The sequence below is a fragment of the Streptomyces sp. B15 genome, from assembly GCF_018070605.1.
GTDB lineage: Bacteria > Actinomycetota > Actinomycetes > Streptomycetales > Streptomycetaceae > Streptomyces > Streptomyces smyrnaeus.
In genome coordinates this window covers 13,857-36,897 of sequence record NZ_JAGPXJ010000065.1, presented here as the reverse complement: position 1 = coordinate 36,897, position 23,041 = coordinate 13,857, and the positions used below count along the sequence as shown (strand labels likewise).

The following is a 23,041-nucleotide window of genomic DNA, read 5'->3' as shown; positions in this document are numbered from 1 at the left end:
GAGCGGCCGGGCGCCGCCCCCGGTGCGCGCGCCGTGAACGAGCCGTCAGCACGTCGAAGATGGAGTGGAGCTGCCGATGTCCTCCTGCCCCGCGCTGCCCGACGGGTTCGACTTCACCGATCCGGACGTCTACCAACAGCGCGTTCCCCTGCCCGAGTTCGCCCTGCTGCGCGAGAGCGCGCCCGTGTGGTGGAACCGGCAGCCGCGCGGTGTGGCGGGCTTCGACGACGAGGGCTACTGGGTGGTGACCCGGCACGCGGACGTCAAGGAGGTCTCCACCCACCCGGAGCTGTACTCCTCCAACCTCAACACCGCCGTCATCCGGTTCGCCGACCATATGAGCCGCGACCAGATCGACGTCCAGAAGCTGATCATGCTCAACATGGACCCGCCCGAGCACACCCGGGTCCGCCAGATCGTGCAGCGCGGCTTCACGCCCCGCGCCATCCGCGCGCTGGAGAACGCCCTGCGCGAGCGTGCCGCGCGCATCGTACGGGACGCCAAGGAAGGCGGCAGCGGGGACTTCGTCACCGACGTCGCCGTCGAACTGCCGCTGCAGGCCATCGCCGAACTCATCGGCGTACCCCAGAAGGACCGTTCCCGCATCTTCGACTGGTCCAACAAGATGGTCGCCTACGACGACCCCGAGTACGCCATCACCGAGGAGGTCGGCACCCAGTCGGCGGCGGAGCTCGTCTCGTACGCGATGACGATGGCCGAGGCCCGCAAGGAGTGCCCGGCACACTACGCAGGGTCCGCGGCGGATATCGTCAGCCGGCTCGTGGCGGCCGAGGGCGAGGGCAATCTCAACCCGGACGAGTTCGGTTTCTTCGTGATACTGCTGGCCGTCGCCGGCAACGAGACCACGCGCAACGCGATCAGCCACGGCATGCACGCCTTCCTCACCCACCCCGACCAGTGGGAGCTCTTCCGCCGCGAGCGCCCCCGGACCGCGGCCGAGGAGATCGTGCGCTGGGCCACGCCCGTGGTCTCCTTCCAGCGCACCGCCACCCAGGACACCGAACTGGGCGGGGAGAAGATCTCCGCCGGTGAACGGGTCGGCCTGTTCTACTCCTCCGCCAACAACGACCCCGAGGTCTTCGCGGACCCCCATGTCTTCGACATCACCCGCGATCCCAACCCGCACCTCGGATTCGGCGGCGGAGGCCCGCACTTCTGCCTCGGCAAGAGCCTCGCCGTGCTGGAGATCAACCTCATCTTCAACGCCATAGCCGACCAGGCCCCCGACATCTGCCTCGTCGGCCCGTCACCCCGCAGGCTCCGCTCGGCGTGGATCAACGGGATCAAGGAACTGCGGGTCGTGTACGGGTGAGACGCGCGCCGGGGCGTACGCCTCCAGCGTGATCGCGAAAGCCTGCTGGGGTCGCGGCCCCGATGCGCCCGCGCCGCCGGGTGGGCCGAGGGGGGTGGCTCAGTCGCCCCGGGCCGCTCCACGGGCCCCGGGGCCGGGTGCGCCGGACTGTGCCACGTCCGGAGCAGCACGGGTGTCCGCGTCCGCGACGGCGTCCCCGTCCCCGTCCCCGCCCCCAAGGGTGTCCTCGTCCACCCGCGTATCCCCGTCCGCACGGCCCTCCGCGTCCGCGTCGGGCTTGGCGGTCGTCCTGTCACCGCGGATACGGGCGAGCCACCGCTGTCCGAGGAAGCCTGCCGCCACGACCGCGACGCCGCCCACCGCATCCAGCAGATAGTGGTTGGCGGTGGCCATCACCACGAACGTCGTCAGCAGCGGATACAGCGCACCCAATGCGCGCAGCCAGCGGTTGCGGGTGATGAGGAAGACCACGACGGCGCACCACAGCGACCACCCCACGTGCAGCGACGGCATCGCCGCGTACTGGTTGGACAGCTGGGTCAGCGCGCCGAAGTCCGGGTTGGACAGGTCCTGCGGGCCGTGGGCGGTGTCGATGTAGCCCAGGCCCGGCATCAGTCGCGGCGGCGCGAGCGGATACAGCCAGAAGCCGACCAGCCCCAGCAGTGTGGCGAAGCTCAACGCCGTGCGCGCCGACCGGTACAGGGGCACTCTGCGCACGTACAGCCAGCCCAGCAACGCGATGGGCACCAGGAAGTGGAACGTCGTGTAGTAGGTGTCGCAGGCGTCGCGCAGCCACTCCGTGCGCGCCGCCAGCTTGTTGAGGCTGTGCTCCATGTCGATGTGGAGGAAGGACTCCACGGTCAGTATCTGGTCGCCGTGGCCCTCGGCCAGGGAGCGCGAGTCGGGGGCGTGACCGCGGACGTAGGAGTACGCCCAGTAGCCGACGCGAATCAGCAGCAGTTCCAGCATCAGGTTGGGGCGGCTGAGCAGACCGGAGGGCTGCGGGTCGGCCCAGGCCGGCGAGGTGCGCGGCAGGAACGGCACGGCGCAGGACGCCAGCAGCGCCGCGAGCAGCACCGCGTTCTCGCCGAGCACACCGAACGCGGCGACCTTGGGCACCAGCGCCGTGCCGTCCAGCGTCATCACCATGACCACGAAAACCGGCCACACCAGCCGGTCCCCGGTGCGTCGGCCGACCCGCCCCACGACCGCCGGCAGCACCCACAGTTGCTGGTGCTGCCAGGCCATCGGCGAGGCCACCACCGCCGCGCAGCCCACCACGGCCGCGGCCAGCAGCAACTGCCCGTCACGCGCGTACCGCACCGCACGGCGCAGCGCCAGCCAGCTCACGCCCGCCACGAGCAGCACCAGCAGCACCACCTCCGGCGCACCGCGCAGTCCGGCACGCAACAGGGCGCCGTGCAGCGACTGGTTGGCGGTCGCGTCCGCCGGATCGCCCAGACCGACCCCCGCGACGTGGTGTATCCAGTACGTCCACGAGTCGCCCGGCATCGCGGCCCAGCCGGCGAGGGTGCAGATGACGAACGTGGCCGCACCCGAGACGGCGGCCGGGCGGCGCCCGGTGAGCCACAGCAGCGGTACGAACAACAAGGTGGCGGGCTGCAGTGCGCCCGCGACGCCGATGAGGACGCCGCCCGCCCTTCCGGCGAGAGCGGTCGCGGCCTTCCCGCGGGACTGCTTTCGGGAATCGCCGCCCACCAGCCAGCCGGTCAGCACCAGCAGGACCGGCAGGATGCTGGTCTGCCCCAGATGGAAGGTGTTGCGCACCGGCACCGACAGCACCAGCAGGCTCAGCGCGGCCGGTACCGCGAACAGCGCGGTACGCCGCGGGACCGGGTCGGGCAGCGCCCGCGCCGCGACCACTCCGACGGCGGCCACCAGCAGCATCGTGCCGAACGTCCAGGCCACGCCCAGCCCTTGCTCGGCAGCCCGGGTGAGCGGTTTGAGCACCAGCCCCGCGAAAGGCGTCCCGGTGAAGGGCGTGTCCCCGTCGTAGAGCGAACCGTGCACGCGCAGCACGCCGTTGTCGCCGATCCACGCGAACAGGTCGACGAGCCGCTCGTCCTGCGGGAGTCGCAGCACTGCGGCCGCCTGCCGCACGGCCAATGCCAGCGCCAGCAGCCACAGCCCCGCCAGCAGCATTCCCGAGCGGGAGTCCAGCCGCCCCCACTGCCGGGCCGACCTCCGGAACGGCCCGCCTCCGGTCGGGCGCCACTCGCCGCCCCGGTCCGGCCCCTTGGGCCCCTCCGCCACCGATTCCGCCGCCACGCCCCGCCGTCTCCCGTCCTGTCCACCGGTGTTCTGTCCGCGGGTCCCCCGCACCTGTCCGGATCCTCCCCGTTCCCCGGGGCCGGCCTTCAGGTCAGACGCTAGAAACCTACTCGCTACCTGACAGCTGTGCGCGACCGGCCACCAAGCGGGACAGACCTGTCACCGACGGGCCCGGCACCGGGCGGCGGTTCCCCTCCCCCGGGTGAGGCAGGATGGGCCCATGAGCATCGTCAAGATCAACGCGTTGACCGTCCCGGCAGACCAGCGGGAGGTGCTGGAGCAGCGGTTCGCCGCACGCAAGGGCTTCGTGGAGAGCGCCGACGGCTTCGAGTGGTTCGAGCTGCTGCGTCCGCTGGAGGGCAGCGACCGGTACCTCGTCTACACCCGCTGGCGGGACGAGGAGGCCTTTCAGGCCTGGATGAACGGCCCCATGAAGGAGGCCCACCAGCGGGCCAAGGGCGAGGACAGCGGTACGGAGGCCAAGCCGGCCGGGTCCGACGCGCAGCCGGGCGGCGGCGAGCGGCCCAAGCCGGCGGCGACCGACTCGGAGACCTGGTCGTTCGAGGTCGTCCAGCAGGCACCGCCCAAGAAGTGACTCCCTCGGCGGGGTGACGTCGCCCCGCCGCTCATGGCTGCGCCGAAGACGCAGCCGGGCCGGCAACGGGCCGCCGGCGGGCCGAGGCCGACCGCGGGCGGTCGTGCCTGCGCCGGGGACGGACGGTGTCTGCGCCGTGGCCGGGCTCGGCTCAGCCGTCGAAGGTGAGGCGTACCCGGCCGTCCGGGAGCCGGGCGGCACGCACCTGTTCCAGGTCCGGCACCCGCACGGTCGGACCGTGCTCCGCGGCGCGTGGTCCGACGCCGACCACGGGCATTCCGGCGGCCAGACCCGCGGCGATTCCCGCGCCCGAGTCCTCGAACACGACGCACTCCTCCGGGGGATGACCGAGCTCCGCCGCGCCCTTGAGAAAGCCCTCGGGGTCGGGCTTGCTGGCGCTGACATCGGCGGCGGTGACCCGGATCGCGGGCATGCGCAGCCCGGCCGCCGCCATACGCGCCGCCGCCAACTCGGGCGTCGCGGACGTCACCAGGGCGTGCGGCAGATCTTCGAGCGCCGCGAGGAAGGCGCCGGCGCCGGGGACGGGGACGACGCCCTCGGTGTCGGCGGTCTCCTCGGCGAGGAGGCCCCGGTTCTCCGCGTGGTTCTGCTCCATGGGGCGGTCCGGGAGCAGAGTGGCCATCGTCAGATGCCCCTGGCGGCCGTGTGCGACCCGCAGCACCTCGTCCGGGTCGAGGCCCTTCTCGACGGCCCAGCCCCGCCAGACCCGCGCCACGACGGCGTCGGAGTTGACGAGCGTGCCGTCCATGTCGAGCAGCAGCGCGCGAACGGTGAGCGGTGGTGTGGGCATACGGGGGCTCCCGGAATCGCGGTCGGCGCGCAGCTGTCGCGGAAAACCGGAGAAGCTGACGGCTCACAGGCAGCTGACGAGATACAGATGGCCCGCCCGCCGGTCAGGGACGCCCCTCCCGTCAGGTGAGGGACACGGGCGGGACCATTTGTTCCCCCATCATACAAACCAGTCCGGGAAACCGGCCAGCCCCGCGCGCCGTCCAGAAAATCGGCCGGCCCCGCGCGCGCTGGCGCACGCCCCTGGGTCCGGGCCTCCAGGGCCGGGCCTCCAGGGCCGGGGCTCCAGAGCCGGGTTTCTAGGTCCGGGCCTCCGACTCAGGTCACTAGGTCCGGGCCTCCAGATGGCGCCGGGTGGCTGGGCCGTACTCACCGGGGGTGTCGTCCCACAGCCGGTGGTGCGCCTGGTAGCGGAAGACGGCCTCCTGGACGCGCGCGGAGTAGACACCGTCCTCGCGGGCGTTCCGGTCGTAGTAGCCGACCTGCTTCAGACGGCGCTGCAGCTCGACGACCTCGGCGCCGGAGTCGCCGGGGCGCAGGGTCTCGCCCGAGGGGCGGTCCGGCCACACCGGGTGCGGACGGCCGTGCCTGCGCCCCCTGTCCCCCGAAGGGTCCGGCCGACCGGACGCGTGTTCCTCTTCTTGGGAGGGGGACGGGCGCGCGGTGTGCTCACCGCTGTCCCGGTCGGCGCGGGGCGTCGCCGAGATGCTCGGCCGGGAGGGAGCGGGCGTGGGCCGCTCACTGCGCTCCGGTTCCTCCTCCTCGGACGGAGAAGCGGAGGGCTCCGGGTCGACGGGGGCGCCGGTCGGCATATGGCGCAGCGCGCGCCCGTCCCCGGCCCGGCTGCCGTTGTCGGTGAGGAGCTGAGTGGTCAGCAGACCCCCGCCGAGTACGGCGGCCACCCCGACCCCGGCGAACACCGCCGTGCTGGGTCTGCGACGCTCCCGCATCCGCCGATGGCCCGCGGGGGCCGCAGCCACGGAGCTCCGGGCGCCGGGGCCGGCCCCGTCCCGTTTGCCGCCCCGGCTGTCCGCTTCGGTGACGGCCGACAGTTCGGCCGTCTCTTCCCCGCCCGGAGCCGCCGCCGGCATCAGGTCGGGCAACGGCACATGGGCGTCGTCCACGTCACCAGCATCCCCTGTCCCGGACCGGACCCCGGGCGGGCCCTCGGAGCGGGTGCCGGACTGCGCGGAGTTGGCCTCGTGCAGCAGTACGTAGGGGCGGATGTGCAGCGGGTCCTCGGGGTCGTGCGGCTGTCCGCCGTGCTCGTCCGCCCCGCCCCCGACGGTTGCTCCGTCAGCGTGTACGCACGGCTGCGTGCTGCCGTCGCACTCGGGACATCGTCCGTCCCCCGTCATCCCGATCCCCTCCCCTGACACCGCCACCCGTATCCGGTGCACGGCGGCCGTGCCCGAATCGCCAGTAACTGTCCAGTGCTGGACGATACGCGGTCGAGGTCGGTCAGGGTCAAGCGCACAGGAAAAGCGTGACAGGGGCGGAAAGTTCGTACTGCGGAAAGGCCCAGGAAGAGCGCCGCAGCCGCACGACGGAAGGCACCGAAGACGGCAACCGAAGACAACGAAGGACGGCGGTGGACCGCGCAAGGCAGCGAAGGGCGGCGGAGTGCGGCGGAGGCGACGCAAGGCAGCGGTCAGGACGCCCGGGGCGGCTCCGCGTGCCCGGCCTCCGCGTTCAGTTCGCGTACCAGCTCCGTCAGGTCCGCGGGGCGGTCCGGTGTCCACCAGTCGCCCAGCAGTTCGGCCAGCTGCTCCTGACGGGCGTCGGAGAGGGCACGTGCCGCCTGTTCGCCGCGCGGCGTGGCGACCAGTTCAAGCCCCTCGCGCGTCGCCAGCCCCCGTTCCTCCAACTCCCGTGCCCCGTCGGCGACGACCCGGCGCGACACCACTCCGGCGTCCTCCAGCAGCGCGGGTTCGACGGGCCCGTCGTGGTGGACGCGCAACAGCATCCAGGTGGCGGCCGGGGCCAGATCGAGCCCGGCGGTCCGAGCGATCCGCGCATACAGGTCCCGCCGGCCCTCGATGGTGCTCAGCCGGGAGAGGGCCCGGGTGACCTCGTCGGCGGGGCTGCGCTCGACGGGGCAGGCACCCAGCGTCTCGCTCTCGTCCGGAACCTGCACGCTGCGCCGCAACCGCTGCTCCCGCATCAGCCAGGTCAGGGCGAAGGCCAGCGCGGCGAGCGGCGCGGCGTAGAGGAAGACATCCGTGATGGAGGTCGAGTAGGCCTCCAGCACCCCGCGCCGGGCGCCGGGCGACAGCCGGCCGACGGACTGCGGGTCGCGCTTGAGGGAGTCCGGTGTGATCCCGCCGGGCAGGGAGCGCCCGCGCAGCGCGTCGGCGAGCTCGTGACCGAGCCGGGAGGCGAAGATCGCACCGAAGACGGCAACGCCGACGGCGGCGCCCACGGAACGGAAGAAGGTGACCCCCGAGGTGGCCACACCCAGGTCCGCGTAGCGCACGGCGTTCTGCGCGACCAGTACCAGCACCTGCAGCACCAGTCCGAGGCCGAGGCCGAAGACGGCGAAGTAGACGCCCATCTCCCACTGCGAGCTGTCCGGGCTCATCACGTGCAGCAGGAGCAGTCCGCCCGTGGTGATGGCGGTGCCCAGCACGGGGAAGATCTTCCAGTGCCCGGTGTGGGTGATCAACTGCCCGGAGACGGTGGAGGAGACGAGCACGCCCAGCACCATCGGCAGCATGTGCACACCCGACAGCGTCGGTGTGATCCCGTGCACAACCTGCAGGAAGGTCGGCAGATAGGTCAGGGCCCCGAACATGGCGAAGCCGATGACGAAGCTGATCACCGCGGAGAGGGTGAAGTTGCGTACGGCGAAGATGCTCGGCGGAAGCACCGGCTCCGCCGCTTTGCGCTCGACCACGACGAAGCAGACCAGCAGGATGGCGGCCAGCACCGACAGGCCGTAGATCTGTGCGGAGTTCCAGGACCAGGTGGTGCCGCCCAGTGAGGTGACGAGCACCACGCAGGTGGCGACGGCGGCGATCAGGAAGGTCCCCAGGTAGTCGATCCGGTGGGGCTCGGCGTGCACCGGGATGTGCAGCGCGAGGAGGATCACGACCATGGCGACGGCGCCGATCGGCAGGTTGATGTAGAAGACCCAGCGCCAGTCCAGGTGCTCGGTGAAGAACCCGCCCAGCAGCGGACCGAGCACGCTGGTCGTCCCGAACACCGCGCCGAACAGTCCCTGGTAGCGGCCGCGCTCGCGGGGCGGCACCAGGTCACCGACGATCGCCATGGACAGCGTGATCAGCCCGCCGCCGCCCAGCCCCTGCACTGCGCGGTAGCCGATGAGCTGCGGCATGTCCTGCGCCACTCCGCACAGTGCGGAGCCCACCAGGAAGATCACGATGGCGGTCTGGAAGAGGCGTTTGCGCCCGTACTGGTCGCCCAGCTTCCCCCACAGCGGGGTGGCTGCCGTCACGGCCAGCAGATAGGCGGTCACCACCCAGGAGAGGTGGTCCATGCCGCCGAGGTCGCTGACGACGGTGGGCAGCGCGGTCGCGACGATCGTCTGGTCGAGCGCGGCCAGCAGCAGCCCCAGCAAAAGCGCGCCGATCGGCAGCATGACCCCGCTGGTGCGAGGGGGTGCCGGCGCCGCGTGTTCCCCGCTCATACGCCCACGGTGCCGGTCCGGCGGTCACACAGCTTGCCGACCGCCGCCGTCCGGGGGACGCGGCGTCGGGTCCGGGGACGCGGCGTCGTCCGGGGACGCGGCGTCGTCCGGGGGTCACACCGCCGTAGGGGACACGCCGCCTACTGCGGCGCGCCTTCCGGCACCGGCGGCTGTCAGGCCACCGCCTCGTAGAGGCTGAATCCGGCCAGCGCCAGCATCACCAGCGCCGCGATCCTCGTGATCAGCCGCAGCGGGACGAACTTCAGCAGGGTGCGGCCTCCCAGGATGCCCAGCGCGGCCACGGCCCACAGGGCGAGCACGGCCCCGATGCCCACCGAGAAGGGGTCGTCGTAGCGGGCGGCGAGGTTGGCGGTCATGATCTGTGTCAGGTCACCGAACTCGGCGACGAGGATCAGCATGAAGCCGCTGCCCGCCACCTTCCAGAACGACTGGTCGGCGGGCTTGCGCGCCTGCTCCTCCTCGTCGTCGTCCTTCTTGAGCAGCAGCATGGCGGCGCCCAGCAGGAACAGCACACCCACGATGCCCTGCACCAGCCGGTGCGGCAGCAGAGTCAGGACACTGCCCGCCGCGACGGCGAGGGTGACATGGACGAGGAAGGCCGCGGCGACCCCGGCGAAGACATAGGACGCGCGGTAGCGGGTGCCGAGCATCAGCCCGGCCAGGGCCGTCTTGTCCGGCAGCTCGGCGAGGAAGACGACGCCGAACACGACGGCGACGACGGTGATGCTGAGCACGGGTTTCCTCCGTGGTCGGGGCTGCCGCACCGGCGCGAGCACACTTCGGCACGGCAGCGTCATGGGCCGCCCGTGCGCTGGCACGGACGCGGACACTGCGGCCGAAGGTCTCGCTGGCGCGGCACCGCCACCGGGTGGCGGATGCCTCGCTCCGGGCGCCGGGCCCGCACGCGGCGGGCCAGTGTGTCGACGGTCCGGCGAAGAGCTACTCCCCTTCAGACGCGTACGACTGTACGCGATGTCCGCACGCGAGCACGATCGTGCTCCGCTCGCGCCCCGACGGCAGTCGTCGGCGGGCGTCAGCGGGCGTCGGCAGTCGTTCTGGTGTCCAACTCCCGTACGGCATCCGTCGGGTGGGTGTATCGCGTGTGGCCGGAGACGGATTCCCGGGCAGGCTCTTGATGTGACGTGCACACGACCGTCAGGCTGTGAGCCGCACCACCCGAAGCACCATCGGCGAAGCACATCCACGCAGCACTGTCCACGCAGCACTGTCAACGCAACATCCGCCACACACCCTCACGCTGCATCGCTCAACTTCCCCCCACAACCGGGAGTTCGCATGGCGCACAAGCACCGGACCGTCCGCACCCTCTACGCGCGTCGACGCTGGTCGGCGCTGCTCGCAGCCCTCGCAGCCGCTGTCAGCGGACTGCTGGTCGCCCTCACCCTGGGCGCCTCCCCCGCCGCGGCCGAGCCCCCCACGCCGCCGAGCGCCTCGGAGGCCACCACCATGCTCGGTGATCTCACCGAGAAGTCCGAGGGCTCCATGGACGGCTACTCGCGCGAGAAATTCCCCCACTGGATCGACCAGGGCGACAGCTGCAACACCCGCGAAGCCGTTCTCAAGCGGGACGGCAAGGGCGTCGAGACCGGCAGCGACTGCTACCCGACGAAGGGCACCTGGACCAGCCCCTACGACGGGGAGTCCTGGACCAAGCCCTCCGACGTGGACATCGACCACATGGTGCCGCTCGCCGAGGCATGGCGCTCCGGCGCCGCCGACTGGACCCAGGACAAGCGCCAGAAACTGGCCAACGATCTCAAGATCGCCCAGCTGCTCGCGGTCACCGACAACGTCAACCAGGAGAAGGGCGACAAGGACCCCGCGGAGTGGATGCCGCCCTCCTCCGACTACCACTGCACCTACGTGCGCATGTGGGTCTGGGTCAAGCACACCTACGACCTGACGGCGGACTCCCAGGAGAAGGCGGCCCTGAAGAAGGCGCTGGCCGGCTGCTGAGGCGCCCGGCCGCGGACTCGGCCGGCGGCTGACTCGGCCGGCGGCTGACGCGAAAACCGGCCATGAACCGATGTCCGACCCGGTCGGGAAACTGGTCGGACGGCTCCCTCGTTCCGTACGGTGCGGGTTCCAGGCCCGCACCGTACGGCGCCACACGGACGAGGGAGATCCGCATGACCGGCCTTCGACTGGGCCCGCTGCTGCGCTACGTCGACCAGGACACCGCTACCGTCTGGGTCGAGACCGACGCTCCCTGTCAGGCCGAGGTCCACTGCGAGGGCAGCACGGCGGGCGGTACGGCCCGCACCTGGCAGGTCGCCGGACACCACTACGCGCTGATCACCGTCGTCGGGCTGGAGCCGGGCACCGAGACGCCGTACCGGGTGACTCTCGACGGCGAGCAGGTGTGGCCGCTGAAGGACTCCCCGTTCCCCGCCGGCACCATCCGCACTCTCCCGCCGCCCGACGCGGCCCCGGCCGAAACGCCTCCCCTCCGGATAGCCTTCGGGTCGTGCCGCTGGGCCGCCCGCCCGGCGGGCTCCCGGCACGATCCGATGGGACCCGACGCGCTGGACGCCCTGGCGCTCCAGGCGCTGGCCGGCGGCCCCCGCCCGGACGTCCTGCTCCTGCTGGGCGACCAGGTCTACGCGGACGAGACCTCCGAACCGGTCCGCGCGAAGCTCGCCCGGCGCCGCGATGTGAGCAGGCCCCCGTGGGACCAGGTGGCCGACTACGAGGAATACACCGAGCTGTACTACGAGTCCTGGCTGGACCCGGAGGTGCGCTGGCTGCTGTCCACCGTGCCCAGCTGCATGATCTTCGACGACCACGATGTGATCGACGACTGGAACACCAGCGAGGCGTGGCAGCGCGAGATCCGCGCCACCGACTGGTGGCGCGAGCGCATCCTGGGCGGGCTGACCTCCTACTGGGTCTATCAGCACCTGGGCAACCTCTCGCCCGCCGAGCTGGCCGAGGACCCGGTGTTCGCCGCCGTACGGCACGCGGACGACGGGGCGCCGCAGCTGCGCGCGTTCGCCGAACGCGCCGACCGGGACCCGACCGCGGCCCGGTGGAGCTACCGCCGCGACTTCGGCCGGACCCGGCTGGTGATGATCGATACCCGCGCCGGCCGGGTGCTGCCCGAGAGCGAGCGGCGGATGCTCGACGACGAAGAGCTCGACTGGCTGCACGAGCAGGTGCTCGACGGCGGGCCGGGCGCCGTCGACCATCTGATCCTGGGCACCTCGCTGCCGTGGCTGCTGCCGCCCGCCGTGCACGGCCTGGAGGCCTGGAACACCGCACTGTGCTCAGGGGCGCGCGGGCCGCGCTGGACGCGGCTGAGCGAGAAGCTGCGGCAGCGCGCCGACCTGGAGCACTGGGCGGCCTTCCCGCGCTCCTTCCGGGCCCTGACCGAGCTGATCCAGCGGGTGGCCACCGATCAGGAGGCGCCGGCCTCGGTCAGCGTCGTCTCGGGCGATGTGCACCACGCGTACGTCACCGAGCCGGAGTTCGACGATCTGAAGGTGTCCGGCGGCGGGCAGCGCTCCCGCGTGGTGCAGCTCACCTGCTCGCCGATACACAACGACATCCCGGCGGTGATGCGCTCGGGCTTCCGCTTCGGCTGGAGCCGGGCAGGGCGCCGGCTCGGGCAGCTGCTGGAACGGCACGCCCGCACCGAGGAGCCCACCCTGCGCTGGAGCCGCACCGGCGGCCCCTGGTTCGGCAACATGCTCATGACGCTGACCCTGCACGGGCGCGACGCCACCTACGCGCTCGACCAGGCCCGTCCGGCGACCTCCGCGCCGGACGGCACGCCCCGCTCCGCGCTGGAGCGGGTCTTCAGCGGCCGGCTCAGCGGAGCGGAACCGGCCGCCGGGCAGCACCGGGGCGGCTGAGCGGCGATCAGCTGCCGCTGAGCGGTACCGAGAAGCAGGCGAGCCGGGCACCGGCCTGTCCCGCGTGCCCCGGCTCGGTGCGGGTGCGGCTCTCGTGCAGTACGACCGACTGGGCCCCGCCCTCCCGGAAGGTCCAGTCGTGGCGGGAGACGGCGCTGCCCCGGCCCTCCCCGTCGGTGGTGAAGTCGAGCCACACCTCGTTGCGCGGGTTGGCGTAACGGGGGTTGGTGGAGGGCTGCTCGGGGTCCTTGCGGTGCTGGTAGTGCGGCCCCGCGTCCTCGGGCCGGGCGCCGCACGGCTCGGTGTGGACATGCGCCCCGTAGGTGCGGTTCGGCAGCAGCCCGCTCACCCGCAGCCGTACCGTGGTGTGGTGGTCGGTGGCCTTCCGCGCCACCATGATGTGCGCCCCCGCGGGCACCTTGGCACGGTCGTAGGTGACCGCGTCGGGGCGGATGAAGGCCTTCGCCGGCGAGAACTGGTCGTAGCGCACCACGATCGACTGCCGGTAGGAGTCGGCGGAACCGGCGCCGTCGGTCGCGTCGGCGGGCTCGTCGGTGTGCCGGATGATCGGGTCGGCGCTGTCGGCGGTACCGCGGCCCAGTGGGAAGAAGCGGTGCCCGCCCTTGCTGCTGACGATCTCGACCTCGCCCGAATCGACCTTCACACGCACGCTGCCGAGTTGGTCGTCGCGGAATCTCTCCGGCAGGTCGCGGAGATTCTTCAGCGCGGCCAGTCGGTCCATGTCCGCCTCGTCGGCGCCGGAGCCGCCGAGGTTCTTCAAGAGGTGGGCCAGGCCCTTGAGATCGACGCGCTCGGCGCGGGCCAAGGACTTCCCGTCGTCGTCCTTCGGCATGTCGCTCGCCGTACTCGACCCGCTCCCCGCCAGCAGCGCTGTCGCGACCGTGACAGCCGCCACTCCCCCCACGCCCACCGTGCGCATACGTACCCTCATCGTGCCGGCCTCCACTGATTCACGGGTTTTCCTATGGTCCGATTCCGTTACATCCGTATCCACAGGCACGGCGGAAGTGTCACCTGGCGAACCCAGCGGCCCTGAGCGGGGGACCCGGGCGTACGCTGTACGGCGGTAAACCGTCGGCCGACGAGAGCCGGGCAGGGGAGAAACGGGGACAGCAGTGCCGGAAATCCTGGGGTCGGTGACCGGATCCCCGTGGATCTACTTGGTCATCGCCGTATCCGTACTGCTCGATGTCTTCGTGCCCGTGCTGCCCAGCGGTGTGCTGGTGATCGCCGCCTCCACCGCCGCCGCCGGAACCACCGCGGCCGACGCCGCCGATCTGCCCAGCGCCGCAGCGCGCGGCGCGGCCGAGAGCGGCCATCTCGTCGAGGTCCTGCTGTTGATGCTCTGTGCGGCGGGCGCCTCCGTACTGGGTGATCTGGCGGCCTGGCGGCTGGCCTGGCGGGGCGGCGACCGCTTCGACCGGGCCCTCGCCCGCTCCCGCCGGCTCACCTCCGCCCAGGAACAGCTCGGCCGCGCCCTCTCCCAGGGCGGCGGTGCCCTCGTGGTGCTCGCCCGGTTCGCGCCCGCCGGACGCTCGGTCGTCAGCCTGACCGCCGGCGCGACCCACCGCAGCGCACGGGACTTCGTGCCCTGGTCGGCGCTGGCCGGAGTGGCCTGGGCGGTCTACAGCGTGGGCCTCGGCTACCTCGGCGGCCAGTGGCTGGGCACCAGTTGGCTGGGCACGGCCGTCTCGGTGCTCGCGCTCTTCCTTGCCGGTGGACTCGCCGCGTATCTGATACGGCGTGAGCCCGAAGGCGAGGACGCGACCGTGGCTGCGACTGCGACCGCGACCGCGGACGCGGGCAGGGGCGGCACGGGCATGGGCGCGGGCACGGGCATGGGCGCGGCCCTGTCGGCGGAAGCGGACACGGACGGGGAACTGCCGGGCAGCACCGCCCCCGCCGGTGCGGGTACGGCTTTTCAACTGCCGCCCGCGGCAAAGGTGCTGCCGGCGATCGGCGTCGTCTTCGCCGGACCGGCGACATTTCCGGTACTGCCCGTGCTCCCCGGCCTGCCGGGGATGCGCGTGGCCGGTGACGGTGGCGCCGAGGACGGCACGGTCACCGGTTCCGCCGCGGTGCCGTCAGTGTCCGCGTGAACTCCCAGGGCCGCTGGTCCACCCCCGAACAGCGGTCCTCGGCCGGGTAGGGCAGCTCGCCGCAGGTCCGGTCCCGGTTGACGGACCAGAACGCCGGCCGGGCCAGCCGCCGGTCGTGGGCGTACCGGGCGATGGTCCGGAAGTCCGCGACGGTGATGACCTCCTGACGCCCCGTGATGCCGTTCATCGTCGAGATGCCGCTGTGCGCGTACGCCCTGGCCGCGTCGTAGCCGTACGCCTTGCGGAGCCGTGCGGCCAGCCCTTCCGCCGCGCGCACAGTGGTACGGCCCATATCCTCCTCGCGGGCCTGCTGCCCGCTGCTCCCGGTGGTCGCGGAGCCGCTGCTGAAGGCGAACGGCATGATGGTCCAGGAATCCGGCTCCAGCCCCGCGCGCGCCGCCGTGCGGATCAGCAGCGCGTCAGGCCCGTCGCGGTCGCTGGGCAGCGTCACATGGACGGTGAGCCCGGGGTGGGCGGCCTTGACCCGCTTGAGCGCCTCCACGGTCCTGCGGCGGGCCGCGGCGCTCTCGTAGGTGCGCGTCTCGATGTCGACGTCGATCGCGCGCAGCCCGTAGGCGCGGATCACCTTCCGGTAGGCGGCCGCGAGTGCCGCGGCGTCCGGACAGTCCTGCTCCAGCTTGCGCCCCGTGCCACCGCCGAACGACACCACGGGCTCCCCGCCCGCAGCCCGCACGGCCCGCAGCGCCCGCGCGTCCGCTCCGCCGGTCAGTGGCCGCACCCCGTCCCAGCGCGGCTCGCACCCGCCCGCACTCAGCACGAACGCGAACGTGAACCCCCGCACGCCGGTCTTCCGCAGCACCGCGGCCGGATCGGGCGGGTCGCCCCACCCCAGGGAGAGATAGGGCTCGACCACCGGCCCGGAGGACACCGCCCCCGCGCCCCCGCCTTCGTTCCCGCTCCCGTTCCCGTCCGCACTGCCCGCTGCCACCACGGCCAGCCCCGACACCGCCACACCCACCAGCCGGCACGCCCGGCCCACCCGGCTCGTTCGTCGGCGTCCACACCTTCCGGTCCCACTCACACCGCGCATCCGTCCCCGCCCCGCCCCGCGATCCGGCAGACATCCGGGATTGTTCATACCAACTGATGAGGAACCGCCGCGCCGACGAAGAGCCGCCGCGCACAGCAAAAGGCCCCCGCGGACATCCGCGGGGACCCGATTCCGTCACTGGCCGAAAGCTCGACCGTCCGGTGGGCACAACTGGGATCGAACCAGTGACATCCTGCTTGTAAGGCAGGCGCTCTACCGCTGAGCTATGCGCCCGGAGCACGTGTGGGACGACAGCGTACCTCGCTCGGCGGTGGGCAGTGCAAACGTGGGGGTGGCCAAAGCGTTCCGTGAACGAATCAGCTCGTGTGTTCGTTGAGCCCAGGTGGGAGAATGAGCAGCGGTCGAAGAGCCACAGGCGCGTACGGGGAGAGGTTTCGTGACGGCGATGAACGGCGGTGGCATCCGCCGCTGGGGCTGGGGCAGTGGCCGCGCGGAACACCTCCGGGCCGACGCGCAGGCCGCCAAGGACGCCGCGGCAGCCGCCTTCTACGAACTCGACACCGCCCAGCGTGAGCTGCGCATCTCCATAGAGACGATCAGTGCCGTCGACAGCTCCCCCGCGGGCCGCAAGGCCGCGGCGGACTTCGCCGAGCTCGGGCGGCGCATCGACAGTGTCAGCCACGACTACATCACCGCCGTCGACTCCCACGACCTCGACCGGGACGACCTGGACGCCGCTGCCGCCTCCCGCGCCCGTACCGAGCTGGACCAGGCGCGCGGCGAGCTGGAGCGGGTCAAGGGGGAGCTGGACCGGTTCGCGCAGAGTCTCGGCCCGCAGCTGACCCGCGCGGAGAACCAGCTCGCCCGCCTGGCACCCGCCGTGGAGCGGGCCCGGCAGGCGCTGCTGGCCGCCAGCAACGCGCTGGACGCCGTACGGGCACAGGGGCTGAAGGCGGACGACCTCGCGGCACGGCTGGCGGCACTCTCGCCGGAGCTGACCAAGCTCAACGAGGGTGCGGGCACCCACGGCGTGCAGGAGACCATCCACCGCGCCGACCAGGTGGTACGGGAGGCCGAGGCGCTCCGCGCTCAGGCCGAGGGGCTGCCGCAGAAGGCGGCCGACATCGACAAGCGGCTGGCCTCGCTGCGTACCCGCACCGAGGCGCTGCAGAACAGGGCCCAGCAGGTGGAGCCCGTCCTCAGCGAACTGCGGCGCCGCTTCAGCGCGGCGTGCTGGCAGGACCTCCAGCAGGTGCCGCAGCAGGCCGAGCGCTCGGCGCGGCAGGCGGACGAGAAGCTGCGGGAGGCCCGCACCGCACGTGAGGAGCAGCGCTGGCCGGACGCCACCGCGCTGCTGTCGACGGTGCGGGCGCTGCTGAACACCACGGACGAGGCGGTCAAGGCCGCCGGAGAGCGGCTGCAGCGGCTCAACGAGGTCTCCTTCGACCACAGCAAGGAGGTCGAGCGCACCCGGTTCGCGATCCGCGACGCACAGCGGCTCGCGATGGCGGGGCGCTCCACCCCGGATCCGCGGCATGCGCAGCCGCTGGACAACGCGGTGGAGCGGGTGGATCGCGCGGTCGCCTCGCTCACCGGCCGCCACCCGGACTACTGGCACCTGCTCACCGAGCTGGACGCGGTCAAGGAGACGGTGCAACAGGTGATCGAGCAGATCCGCCAGGAGCGCGCGGCCGGGCACTGAGGCCCGGTGGCCGGGTCTCGGCGGGCCGGGCCGGGACATGGGGGCTGCCGGGAGCGCCGGCGCGGCGGAATCAGCTGGAGCCGCTGGAGCAGCCGTCACGGAGCGTCGCTGTTGAGGTGCTGGCGCCTCGGGCGGATGCTGGAAGGGGAAGCTGAGCGCCTCAGCCGTCCCGAGGAGGCCACGTGGCTGCGTCCCCCACCCGCACGTTCCGCCACCGCCGCGTCCTGCCGCGAGGGCGGCGCGTCCTGGACGAGCACATGCCGGTGCACCACAAGCTGAGCCGCGTCTACCGGGTGGGCGCCGGGCTGGTGGGGGTGATCCTGACCGCCTTCGGCGCTCTGGGGCTCACGAACAACATCGGCTTCTTCGACATCGGTGGCGACCGGGTGGGCGGTCTGAACACCAACGGCGCGCTGAGCGTCCTGTCCGTCGTCGTCGGACTGCTGCTCTTCTCGGGCATGGTGCGGGGCGGCAACTTCGCCTCCAGTCTCAACATCACCTTCGGCGTGCTGTTCCTGCTGAGCGGGTTCGTCAATCTCGCGCTGCTGGAGACGCGGTTCAACGTGCTCGCCTTCGAGCTGCAGAACGTGCTGTTCAGCTTTGCCGTCGGACTGCTGCTGCTGGTCTTCGGGATGTACGGGAGGGTGGGCAGCGCGCTGCCGCACGACAACCCGTACTGGCAGCAGCGTCACCCGGGCGAGGTCGAGGGCGCCCGGCGCGCCCGGGATCTGCGCGAACAGCGGACTCGTGCTCGCGTACGCGGCGAGGAACTGCGCCGCAGGGCCTCGCTCTACGGGGGCGCGGAGAGCGCGCAAGGCCGGGAGAGCGCGCAAGGCGGGGCGCCCGGCGCGGCAGGCGCCGGTGCGGGGGACGACGGCCCGGGCGAGCAGCAGCGGGACGGCGGCTAGCCCCTCACGGGCCGCATCCGAAGGGCGGTCCGGCCCCGTCAGCTCAGCGCGGAGCTCATCCGGCGCAGAATCGTCTCGCCCGCCAGCACGCCGCGCTCCGGCAGCACCCGTACGTGCGGCAGCTGCCAGCCGCTGTCGGCGAGCTCGCCGTGAGCCGGACGCCAGGCGACGTCGGCGGCGCGCAGCAGATCGGCGTCGAGCAGGGAGTCACCGGCCGCGAAGGTCCGCTCCGTGCCGGCCCGGCGGGCCACCTCGGCCACGGCGGCGCTCTTGGTGAGCGGATGCGGCACGGCGTAGATCTTGCGGCCCTGGAGGGAGACGCTCCAGCCCTGGGGGCCCGCCCAGGCAGCCAGCTCCTTGACCCAGGTGTCGGGCAGCAGTGCCCGCTCGACCACCAGGTAGGCGAACAGGCCGTCCGCGACCCGCTCCTTGAGCAGCCACTCGGGGCGCGCCCGGCCCAGCATATGGTCGCGGACCTGAGCGAGTGGGGCGCACCCGGTCAGCCGCTCGCGCACCCGCTCCCGCCACTCGGGGTCGCTCTCGCCGTCGACCAGCAGATGGCCACCGTTGGCGCACACGGCGTAGCGGGGCGGCGGGCCGGGCAGCCGGATACGGCGGTATTGCTCGGGGGTGCGGGTGGTCGCCGGCACGAAGACCGCACGCTCGCACAGCGCGGCCAGCAGCCCGGCGGCCTGCTCCGTCAGATAGGACAGCGGTCTGTGCTCGTACGTCTCCACGCACAGCAGCCGGGGTGCCTCAGGGTCGGGCATGGTCAGCTCCAGCGCCGCGGCCGAGTAGATCAGCGTGCGGTCCAGATCGCTGGCGACCAGGGTGCCTCCCGCCGGGCCGGACCCGGCGATGGTGGGCGTCACTGTGCGGCCTTTCCGTCGGCGCCGGTCGCGCCGCGCGTGTAGCGGGGGTGGACGATGCCGACGCAGCTGTAGGGCAGCTCGTCGGCCTCCTCGACGGGGACACCGCGCTGCGCGGCGAGCAGCCGTACGTGGTCGAGGTCGGCGCCCGCGCCGCGTCGGGCCAGGATGCGCCAGGGGACGCGGCGCAGCAGCACACGGGTCGTCTCGCCGACCCCGGGCTTGATGAGGTTCACATCGCCGATGCCGTACGCCTCGCTGATGTCCTCGACCGCGCGCCAGCCCGCCCAGGTCGGTGTGCGGTCCGCCCCGGCCAGAGCCGCGGCGTCGCGGGCGGCACCCTCGCGGACGGCGGGGAAGCGAGCGGCCACCGCGTCCACGAAGTGCCGCGACAGGTCGCTGTCCGCCAGCTCGCGGTAGAACTTGGCGCCGTGGAAGTCGTGCGGGCCCACCAGGTCGGCACGGAGCACGGTGCGGGATATCAGCCCGGAGACGGTGGAGTTGAGGCAGGCGGAGGGGATGAGGAAGTCCTCTCGGGTACCGAAGGTGCGCACGCAGGAGCCCGGGTCGGCGAGGACTGCCAGCTCCGGGTGGAAGCGCGGGTGCGCGGCGAGCGCCTGGGCCAGTTCTCGGGTGATGGCGCCCTTGCCGGTCCAGCCGTCCACGAACACGACGTCGGCCGGGTCGTGGTGGGCGGCGAGGTGGGCCAGCGCATTGGTGTCGATCCCGCGGCCCCGCACGATCGAGACGGCGTAATGCGGCAGGTCCAGACCGTGCGCGTACCGCGCCCCGTGCTCGTCTCACTGGCCCGGGCCGGTACGCCCGTCGGGGTACTGATGCGCCGTTGGGCGCGGGCCGCGCTCGGCGAGCACCGTCTCGGTGACGGTGCCGACCGCACGGGCGAGGCGCTCGGCCGCGGACTCCAACGCGTCGTGGAAGAGCTGCTGGTACTCCGGGGACGGCTGGTACTCCACGGGCAGCGATTCGGCGTAGTGCGCGCCGCCCGCCTGGATGGCCTCCTCCCGCTCCTCGGTGGGCGCCTCCAGCTCGACGTCGGACAGGTCGCGCAGCAGCCAGGCCACGTCCTCGGGCGCGTACGAGGAGAAGGCTGGGCCGCGCAGCGGCGCGGGCGGGTTCGGCCCGGCCGGGTCGGGGACGTATGCCGGGACGACGGACAGCAGCACCGTGGGCGCACATCCGGCGAGCTGGTCCAGCAGGCCGCCGGGAGCGTGCAGTTCGGGCGTGTCGCCCTGACTGTCCACGACAGCGACGACGGCGTCGAAGCCCTGGCCCGCGATGTTGTAGGCGTAGCGCTCGGCCCGGGACGCGTCTTGGGGCATGTCGTGCGCCGGGAAGGACAGCGCCGTGCGTATCGCGTAGCCCGGGTCGTCGACGGGGAGGACGGGCGAACGGGTCGTCGTGGAGAAGCGGATCTCCGCACGGCCCTTGGTGCGCTTCTCCATTTCGAACGCGAGCAGCAGCGGCGCGTACATCAGCTCCTCGTTGCCGAGGACCAGCACACGCGGCACCTCCCCCGGCGAAGCGTCCACCAGGGCCCCCGCGGGGGCGTCCTCGGCGGGGGCGTCCGCACAGGTGCCGGCGGCGGCGTTCGCACGGGTGTGGGCGGGGCTGTCCGCCCCGGCGGCGAGGCCCAGACCGGACAGCACCCGCTCGGCCATGCCCGGCAGCGCGGCCTCCAGCCGGGTGTGCTCACGCGGTCCGAAACCGTGCCGCCCCCCGTCGGGCAGCCCCTGCGGCCAACCGAGGTCCACCCGCCGCACGGTTCCCCGGGGAGCCGCGGACCGGGCAGCTGTCGCACGCGCGGGTGCCGGGTCGCTGCCGTACTTCTCGACCAGTTCCCGGCCCCGCTCCAGCACATCGGCGGGCAGCCTCACCCGCCCGGCTGCCAGGGCCACCACATCGACGCGGGTGCCCAGGTCGGCGGCGAACTTCTCCAGCGAGGCCGCATCGCCGTCACTGCGGGTGTCGACAAGCGCGGCCACCACGTACCGGTCGCGCGGGTGGACGGCGTGCAGTGCGGCGATGGTGTTGCGTACGGTCCGGCCGGTGGACAGCTCGTCGTCCACCAGTACCAGCGGCCCGTCCGTGCGCAGCACACCTGGGTCCCGGGGCAGCAGCAGATGTGAGGTGGCGTGGCTGTGCTCCTCCTCGAAACCGCCGTACTGCTGCGCACCCGGCACCCGGCGCCGCGTCGAGTGCAGCGCGCTCGTGCGGCTGCCCATGCTGTGCGCAACAGTGAGTCCGAGGCCCGTGGCCGTCTCGGCGAAACCGAGCACCACGGAGCGGGCCGCCCGCTCGGGGCCGAGCAGCTCACGTACCCGCTTGCCCAGACGGCAGCCCGCGCCGAGCACCACCGTCGGACGCTGCGGTACGTGCTTGCCCAGCACGGTGGAGACCAGCAGGTGGGCCCGCTTGGGGTTGCGCCGCAGCGCGAGCCCCAGCAGGTCCCGCAGCCCCTCGCCCTCCAGCCGCACCCCGAGCCGTCGGGTCACCCAGCTGCCCGGCCACACCTCGGCTCCGGCGCCCTGGTCGGGTGTGGTCTCCGGTCCGGGGGCCTCGAGGGGCCCGGCATCCCGTACGTTTCCGTTCACTTGACTCCCGCCGCCAGCAGTTCGACGAAGCTCACGCCCTCGCGCGCCACCCCGAAGACCTCGCCGCGCAGCAGTGTGCGCTCGGCCCAGGCACGGTGCGGCTTCACCTCGTTCATCTTGTTCGTGTACGCGGAGCGCAGCACTCCGCCTCCGCCGCGCTCGGGGCGCAGCACATCGGTCGCGTCGCAGAACTCCTCGTGGCTGACGATCGACAGCGCGTGCACCGGTGCCACGTGTGAGGGGTGGATGCAGGTCTTGCCCAGCAGACCGTTGGCCCGGTCGAGCTCGATCTCGCGCAGCAGACCGTCGAGGTCGTGCTCGATCAGCGCGGCGCGTACGTCCTCGGCCCGGCTGCTCAGGAACGGGCTCTGCCGTAGTTGCGGCTTGAACATCCTCTCCTGCGGCCGGAAATATTCCCATACCGGCCCGGTCACCGTGAACCCGGTGCCGTCGGCCCGGCCCAGCACATTCACCACGTCCGCGATGACCGAGGCGACGATCTGCACGTCGTACGCGGTCATCTCCGGCGTACGGCGCAGCCCGTAGGCGGCGCAGAAGTCGGTGACACCCAGCCGCAGCGCGAGGACCCGCTCGCGGTACTTGTCCAGGGTGCGGGAGATGCCGGTCAGGGCCTCCGTGCGGGTCTCCCGGTGCAGCAGCTCGGGCGACTCCAGGACGGGCATCGCGAACAGCCGACGCCCGCAGGCCGCCTCCGCGTCGGTGAGCGCCTCCAGGAACGGCACCGAGTGGTCCTCGGTGAACTTGGGCAGTACGAAGCCCGACAGCAGCCGCACGGCCGCACCCAGCCTGCGCACCAGGGCGGTGATCTGTCCGGATTCCCGCACCCGGACGAACAGCAGCGGCAGCTCGTCCTCCGCGACGCGGTCGGGAATCCGGTCGGCCAGCTCGCACAGCTGCCGCACCAGGTTGTCCTCGGCGGCGGGCACCTCGGCGTCGGCTATCGAGTCCTCCAGGCACAGCACCATCGACACGACGCCGCGCGCCGCCTGTTTCAGCACGTCGTCGGCGAGTGCGGGCCTGGTGGCGGGGCTGTAGAGAGTGGCGCCGAGCGCGACGGCGAGCGTGCTCGCCGGTGCGTCGGATGTGAACTCGATCGGCTCACGGTGGAAGAGCGCGCTTCGGCGCTCAGGCGTCAGCTGCCTGAAATGCCGCATGGAAAGTCCCCCGTCCCGCCGTCCTGCCGTCCTTCTTGGCTGCCATGGCGTACCTGGTGGCTCGCGCG

The 23,041-nt window shown here is 72.4% G+C and carries 16 protein-coding genes, 1 tRNA gene and 1 pseudogene; 7 read left to right on the top strand and 11 right to left on the bottom strand.

Annotated features, from left to right (window positions below):
- The first annotated feature begins 76 nt into the window (after positions 1–76).
- Positions 77–1,333: a cytochrome P450 gene (locus KBY19_RS25335; RefSeq protein ID WP_099886469.1), complete on the top strand. Its 1,257-nt coding sequence runs from the start codon at positions 77–79 to the stop codon at positions 1,331–1,333.
- Between the two features lie 99 nt (positions 1,334–1,432).
- Here KBY19_RS25335 and KBY19_RS25330 read toward each other — a convergent pair whose 3' ends face one another.
- The gene (locus KBY19_RS25330; protein WP_180289902.1) at positions 1,433–3,496 is read right to left on the bottom strand and encodes a bifunctional glycosyltransferase 87/phosphatase PAP2 family protein; all 2,064 of its coding nucleotides are present in this window, start codon (positions 3,494–3,496) and stop codon (positions 1,433–1,435) included.
- A gap of 349 nt (positions 3,497–3,845) precedes the next feature.
- Between KBY19_RS25330 and KBY19_RS25325 the strand changes: the two genes are divergently transcribed.
- On the top strand, positions 3,846–4,220 hold the full coding sequence (locus KBY19_RS25325) for an antibiotic biosynthesis monooxygenase (protein ID WP_099880442.1): 375 nt from the start codon (positions 3,846–3,848) through the stop codon (positions 4,218–4,220).
- Positions 4,221–4,371: 151 nt separating this feature from the next.
- On the opposite strand, the gene KBY19_RS25320 is transcribed toward KBY19_RS25325, so the two are convergent.
- The 4 genes from KBY19_RS25320 to KBY19_RS25305 all read right to left on the bottom strand — a co-directional run bounded on the left by KBY19_RS25320 (position 4,372) and on the right by KBY19_RS25305 (position 9,434).
- Positions 4,372–5,031, bottom strand: coding sequence for an HAD-IA family hydrolase (locus tag KBY19_RS25320; RefSeq protein ID WP_210966778.1), 660 nt, complete (start codon positions 5,029–5,031; stop codon positions 4,372–4,374).
- Between the two features lie 325 nt (positions 5,032–5,356).
- Positions 5,357–6,388 (bottom strand): peptidoglycan-binding protein, encoded by a 1,032-nt coding sequence (locus KBY19_RS25315; protein WP_210966777.1) that lies wholly within the window; start codon positions 6,386–6,388, stop codon positions 5,357–5,359.
- Between the two features lie 293 nt (positions 6,389–6,681).
- Positions 6,682–8,679: an MFS transporter gene (locus KBY19_RS25310; protein ID WP_210966776.1), complete on the bottom strand. Its 1,998-nt coding sequence runs from the start codon at positions 8,677–8,679 to the stop codon at positions 6,682–6,684.
- 173 nt (positions 8,680–8,852) lie between these two features.
- Entirely contained in the window at positions 8,853–9,434 is a 582-nt protein-coding gene (locus KBY19_RS25305) for a TMEM165/GDT1 family protein (RefSeq protein WP_099880449.1), read from the bottom strand.
- Between the two features lie 562 nt (positions 9,435–9,996).
- Here KBY19_RS25305 and KBY19_RS25300 point away from each other — a divergent pair.
- Positions 9,997–10,677, top strand: a complete 681-nt coding sequence (locus tag KBY19_RS25300; RefSeq protein ID WP_099880451.1) for an HNH endonuclease family protein — start codon at positions 9,997–9,999, stop codon at positions 10,675–10,677.
- A 173-nt stretch (positions 10,678–10,850) separates the two neighbouring features.
- Positions 10,851–12,575 (top strand): alkaline phosphatase D family protein, encoded by a 1,725-nt coding sequence (locus KBY19_RS25295; protein ID WP_185016776.1) that lies wholly within the window; start codon positions 10,851–10,853, stop codon positions 12,573–12,575.
- Between the two features lie 7 nt (positions 12,576–12,582).
- Here KBY19_RS25295 and KBY19_RS25290 read toward each other — a convergent pair whose 3' ends face one another.
- On the bottom strand, positions 12,583–13,527 hold the full coding sequence (locus KBY19_RS25290) for a superoxide dismutase family protein (RefSeq protein ID WP_247691404.1): 945 nt from the start codon (positions 13,525–13,527) through the stop codon (positions 12,583–12,585).
- 184 nt (positions 13,528–13,711) lie between these two features.
- Between KBY19_RS25290 and KBY19_RS25285 the strand changes: the two genes are divergently transcribed.
- On the top strand, positions 13,712–14,695 hold the full coding sequence (locus KBY19_RS25285) for a DedA family protein (RefSeq protein ID WP_210955376.1): 984 nt from the start codon (positions 13,712–13,714) through the stop codon (positions 14,693–14,695).
- On the opposite strand, the gene KBY19_RS25280 is transcribed toward KBY19_RS25285, so the two are convergent.
- Both KBY19_RS25280 and KBY19_RS25275 read right to left on the bottom strand, forming a co-directional pair.
- A complete protein-coding gene (locus KBY19_RS25280; RefSeq protein WP_210966775.1) occupies positions 14,658–15,695 on the bottom strand; it encodes a chitinase in 1,038 nt (345 codons plus the stop codon). The two genes, KBY19_RS25285 and KBY19_RS25280, sit on opposite strands and share 38 nt — an antisense overlap.
- Positions 15,696–15,908: 213 nt before the next feature.
- Positions 15,909–15,980 (bottom strand) — tRNA-Val (locus KBY19_RS25275).
- 172 nt (positions 15,981–16,152) lie between these two features.
- Between KBY19_RS25275 and KBY19_RS25270 the strand changes: the two genes are divergently transcribed.
- Both KBY19_RS25270 and KBY19_RS25265 read left to right on the top strand, forming a co-directional pair.
- Positions 16,153–17,409 carry a hypothetical protein gene (locus KBY19_RS25270; protein WP_210966782.1) on the top strand — a complete coding sequence of 419 codons (1,257 nt, stop codon included), beginning with the start codon at positions 16,153–16,155 and terminating at the stop codon, positions 17,407–17,409.
- A gap of 257 nt (positions 17,410–17,666) precedes the next feature.
- On the top strand, positions 17,667–18,317 hold the full coding sequence (locus KBY19_RS25265; protein ID WP_099886471.1) for a DUF4383 domain-containing protein: 651 nt from the start codon (positions 17,667–17,669) through the stop codon (positions 18,315–18,317).
- Between the two features lie 38 nt (positions 18,318–18,355).
- On the opposite strand, the gene KBY19_RS25260 is transcribed toward KBY19_RS25265, so the two are convergent.
- From KBY19_RS25260 to KBY19_RS25250, 3 genes and pseudogenes are all read right to left on the bottom strand, one after another.
- Positions 18,356–19,177, bottom strand: a complete 822-nt coding sequence (locus KBY19_RS25260; protein WP_210955468.1) for an HAD family hydrolase — start codon at positions 19,175–19,177, stop codon at positions 18,356–18,358.
- Between the two features lie 8 nt (positions 19,178–19,185).
- Positions 19,186–21,717 (bottom strand): annotated as a pseudogene (locus KBY19_RS25255) (phosphoribosyltransferase).
- A 77-nt stretch (positions 21,718–21,794) separates the two neighbouring features.
- Positions 21,795–22,973 (bottom strand): HpcH/HpaI aldolase/citrate lyase family protein, encoded by a 1,179-nt coding sequence (locus KBY19_RS25250; RefSeq protein ID WP_099880459.1) that lies wholly within the window; start codon positions 22,971–22,973, stop codon positions 21,795–21,797.
- Between the last annotated feature and the right edge of the window lie 68 nt (positions 22,974–23,041).

Bases quoted from the DNA above. Each gene is read 5' to 3' on its own strand.
- KBY19_RS25335 (WP_099886469.1), top strand. From the start codon at position 77: ATGTCCTCCTGCCCCGCGCTGCCCGACGGGTTCGACTTCACCGATCCG.
- KBY19_RS25330 (WP_180289902.1), bottom strand. From the start codon at position 3,496: ATGCTGCTGGCGGGGCTGTGGCTGCTGGCGCTGGCATTGGCCGTGCGG.
- KBY19_RS25325 (WP_099880442.1), top strand. From the start codon at position 3,846: ATGAGCATCGTCAAGATCAACGCGTTGACCGTCCCGGCAGACCAGCGG.
- KBY19_RS25320 (WP_210966778.1), bottom strand. From the start codon at position 5,031: ATGCCCACACCACCGCTCACCGTTCGCGCGCTGCTGCTCGACATGGAC.
- KBY19_RS25315 (WP_210966777.1), bottom strand. From the start codon at position 6,388: ATGACGGGGGACGGACGATGTCCCGAGTGCGACGGCAGCACGCAGCCG.
- KBY19_RS25310 (WP_210966776.1), bottom strand. From the start codon at position 8,679: ATGAGCGGGGAACACGCGGCGCCGGCACCCCCTCGCACCAGCGGGGTC.
- KBY19_RS25300 (WP_099880451.1), top strand. From the start codon at position 9,997: ATGGCGCACAAGCACCGGACCGTCCGCACCCTCTACGCGCGTCGACGC.
- KBY19_RS25295 (WP_185016776.1), top strand. From the start codon at position 10,851: ATGACCGGCCTTCGACTGGGCCCGCTGCTGCGCTACGTCGACCAGGAC.
- KBY19_RS25290 (WP_247691404.1), bottom strand. From the start codon at position 13,527: ATGAGGGTACGTATGCGCACGGTGGGCGTGGGGGGAGTGGCGGCTGTC.
- KBY19_RS25270 (WP_210966782.1), top strand. From the start codon at position 16,153: ATGAACGGCGGTGGCATCCGCCGCTGGGGCTGGGGCAGTGGCCGCGCG.
- KBY19_RS25265 (WP_099886471.1), top strand. From the start codon at position 17,667: ATGCCGGTGCACCACAAGCTGAGCCGCGTCTACCGGGTGGGCGCCGGG.
- KBY19_RS25250 (WP_099880459.1), bottom strand. From the start codon at position 22,973: ATGCGGCATTTCAGGCAGCTGACGCCTGAGCGCCGAAGCGCGCTCTTC.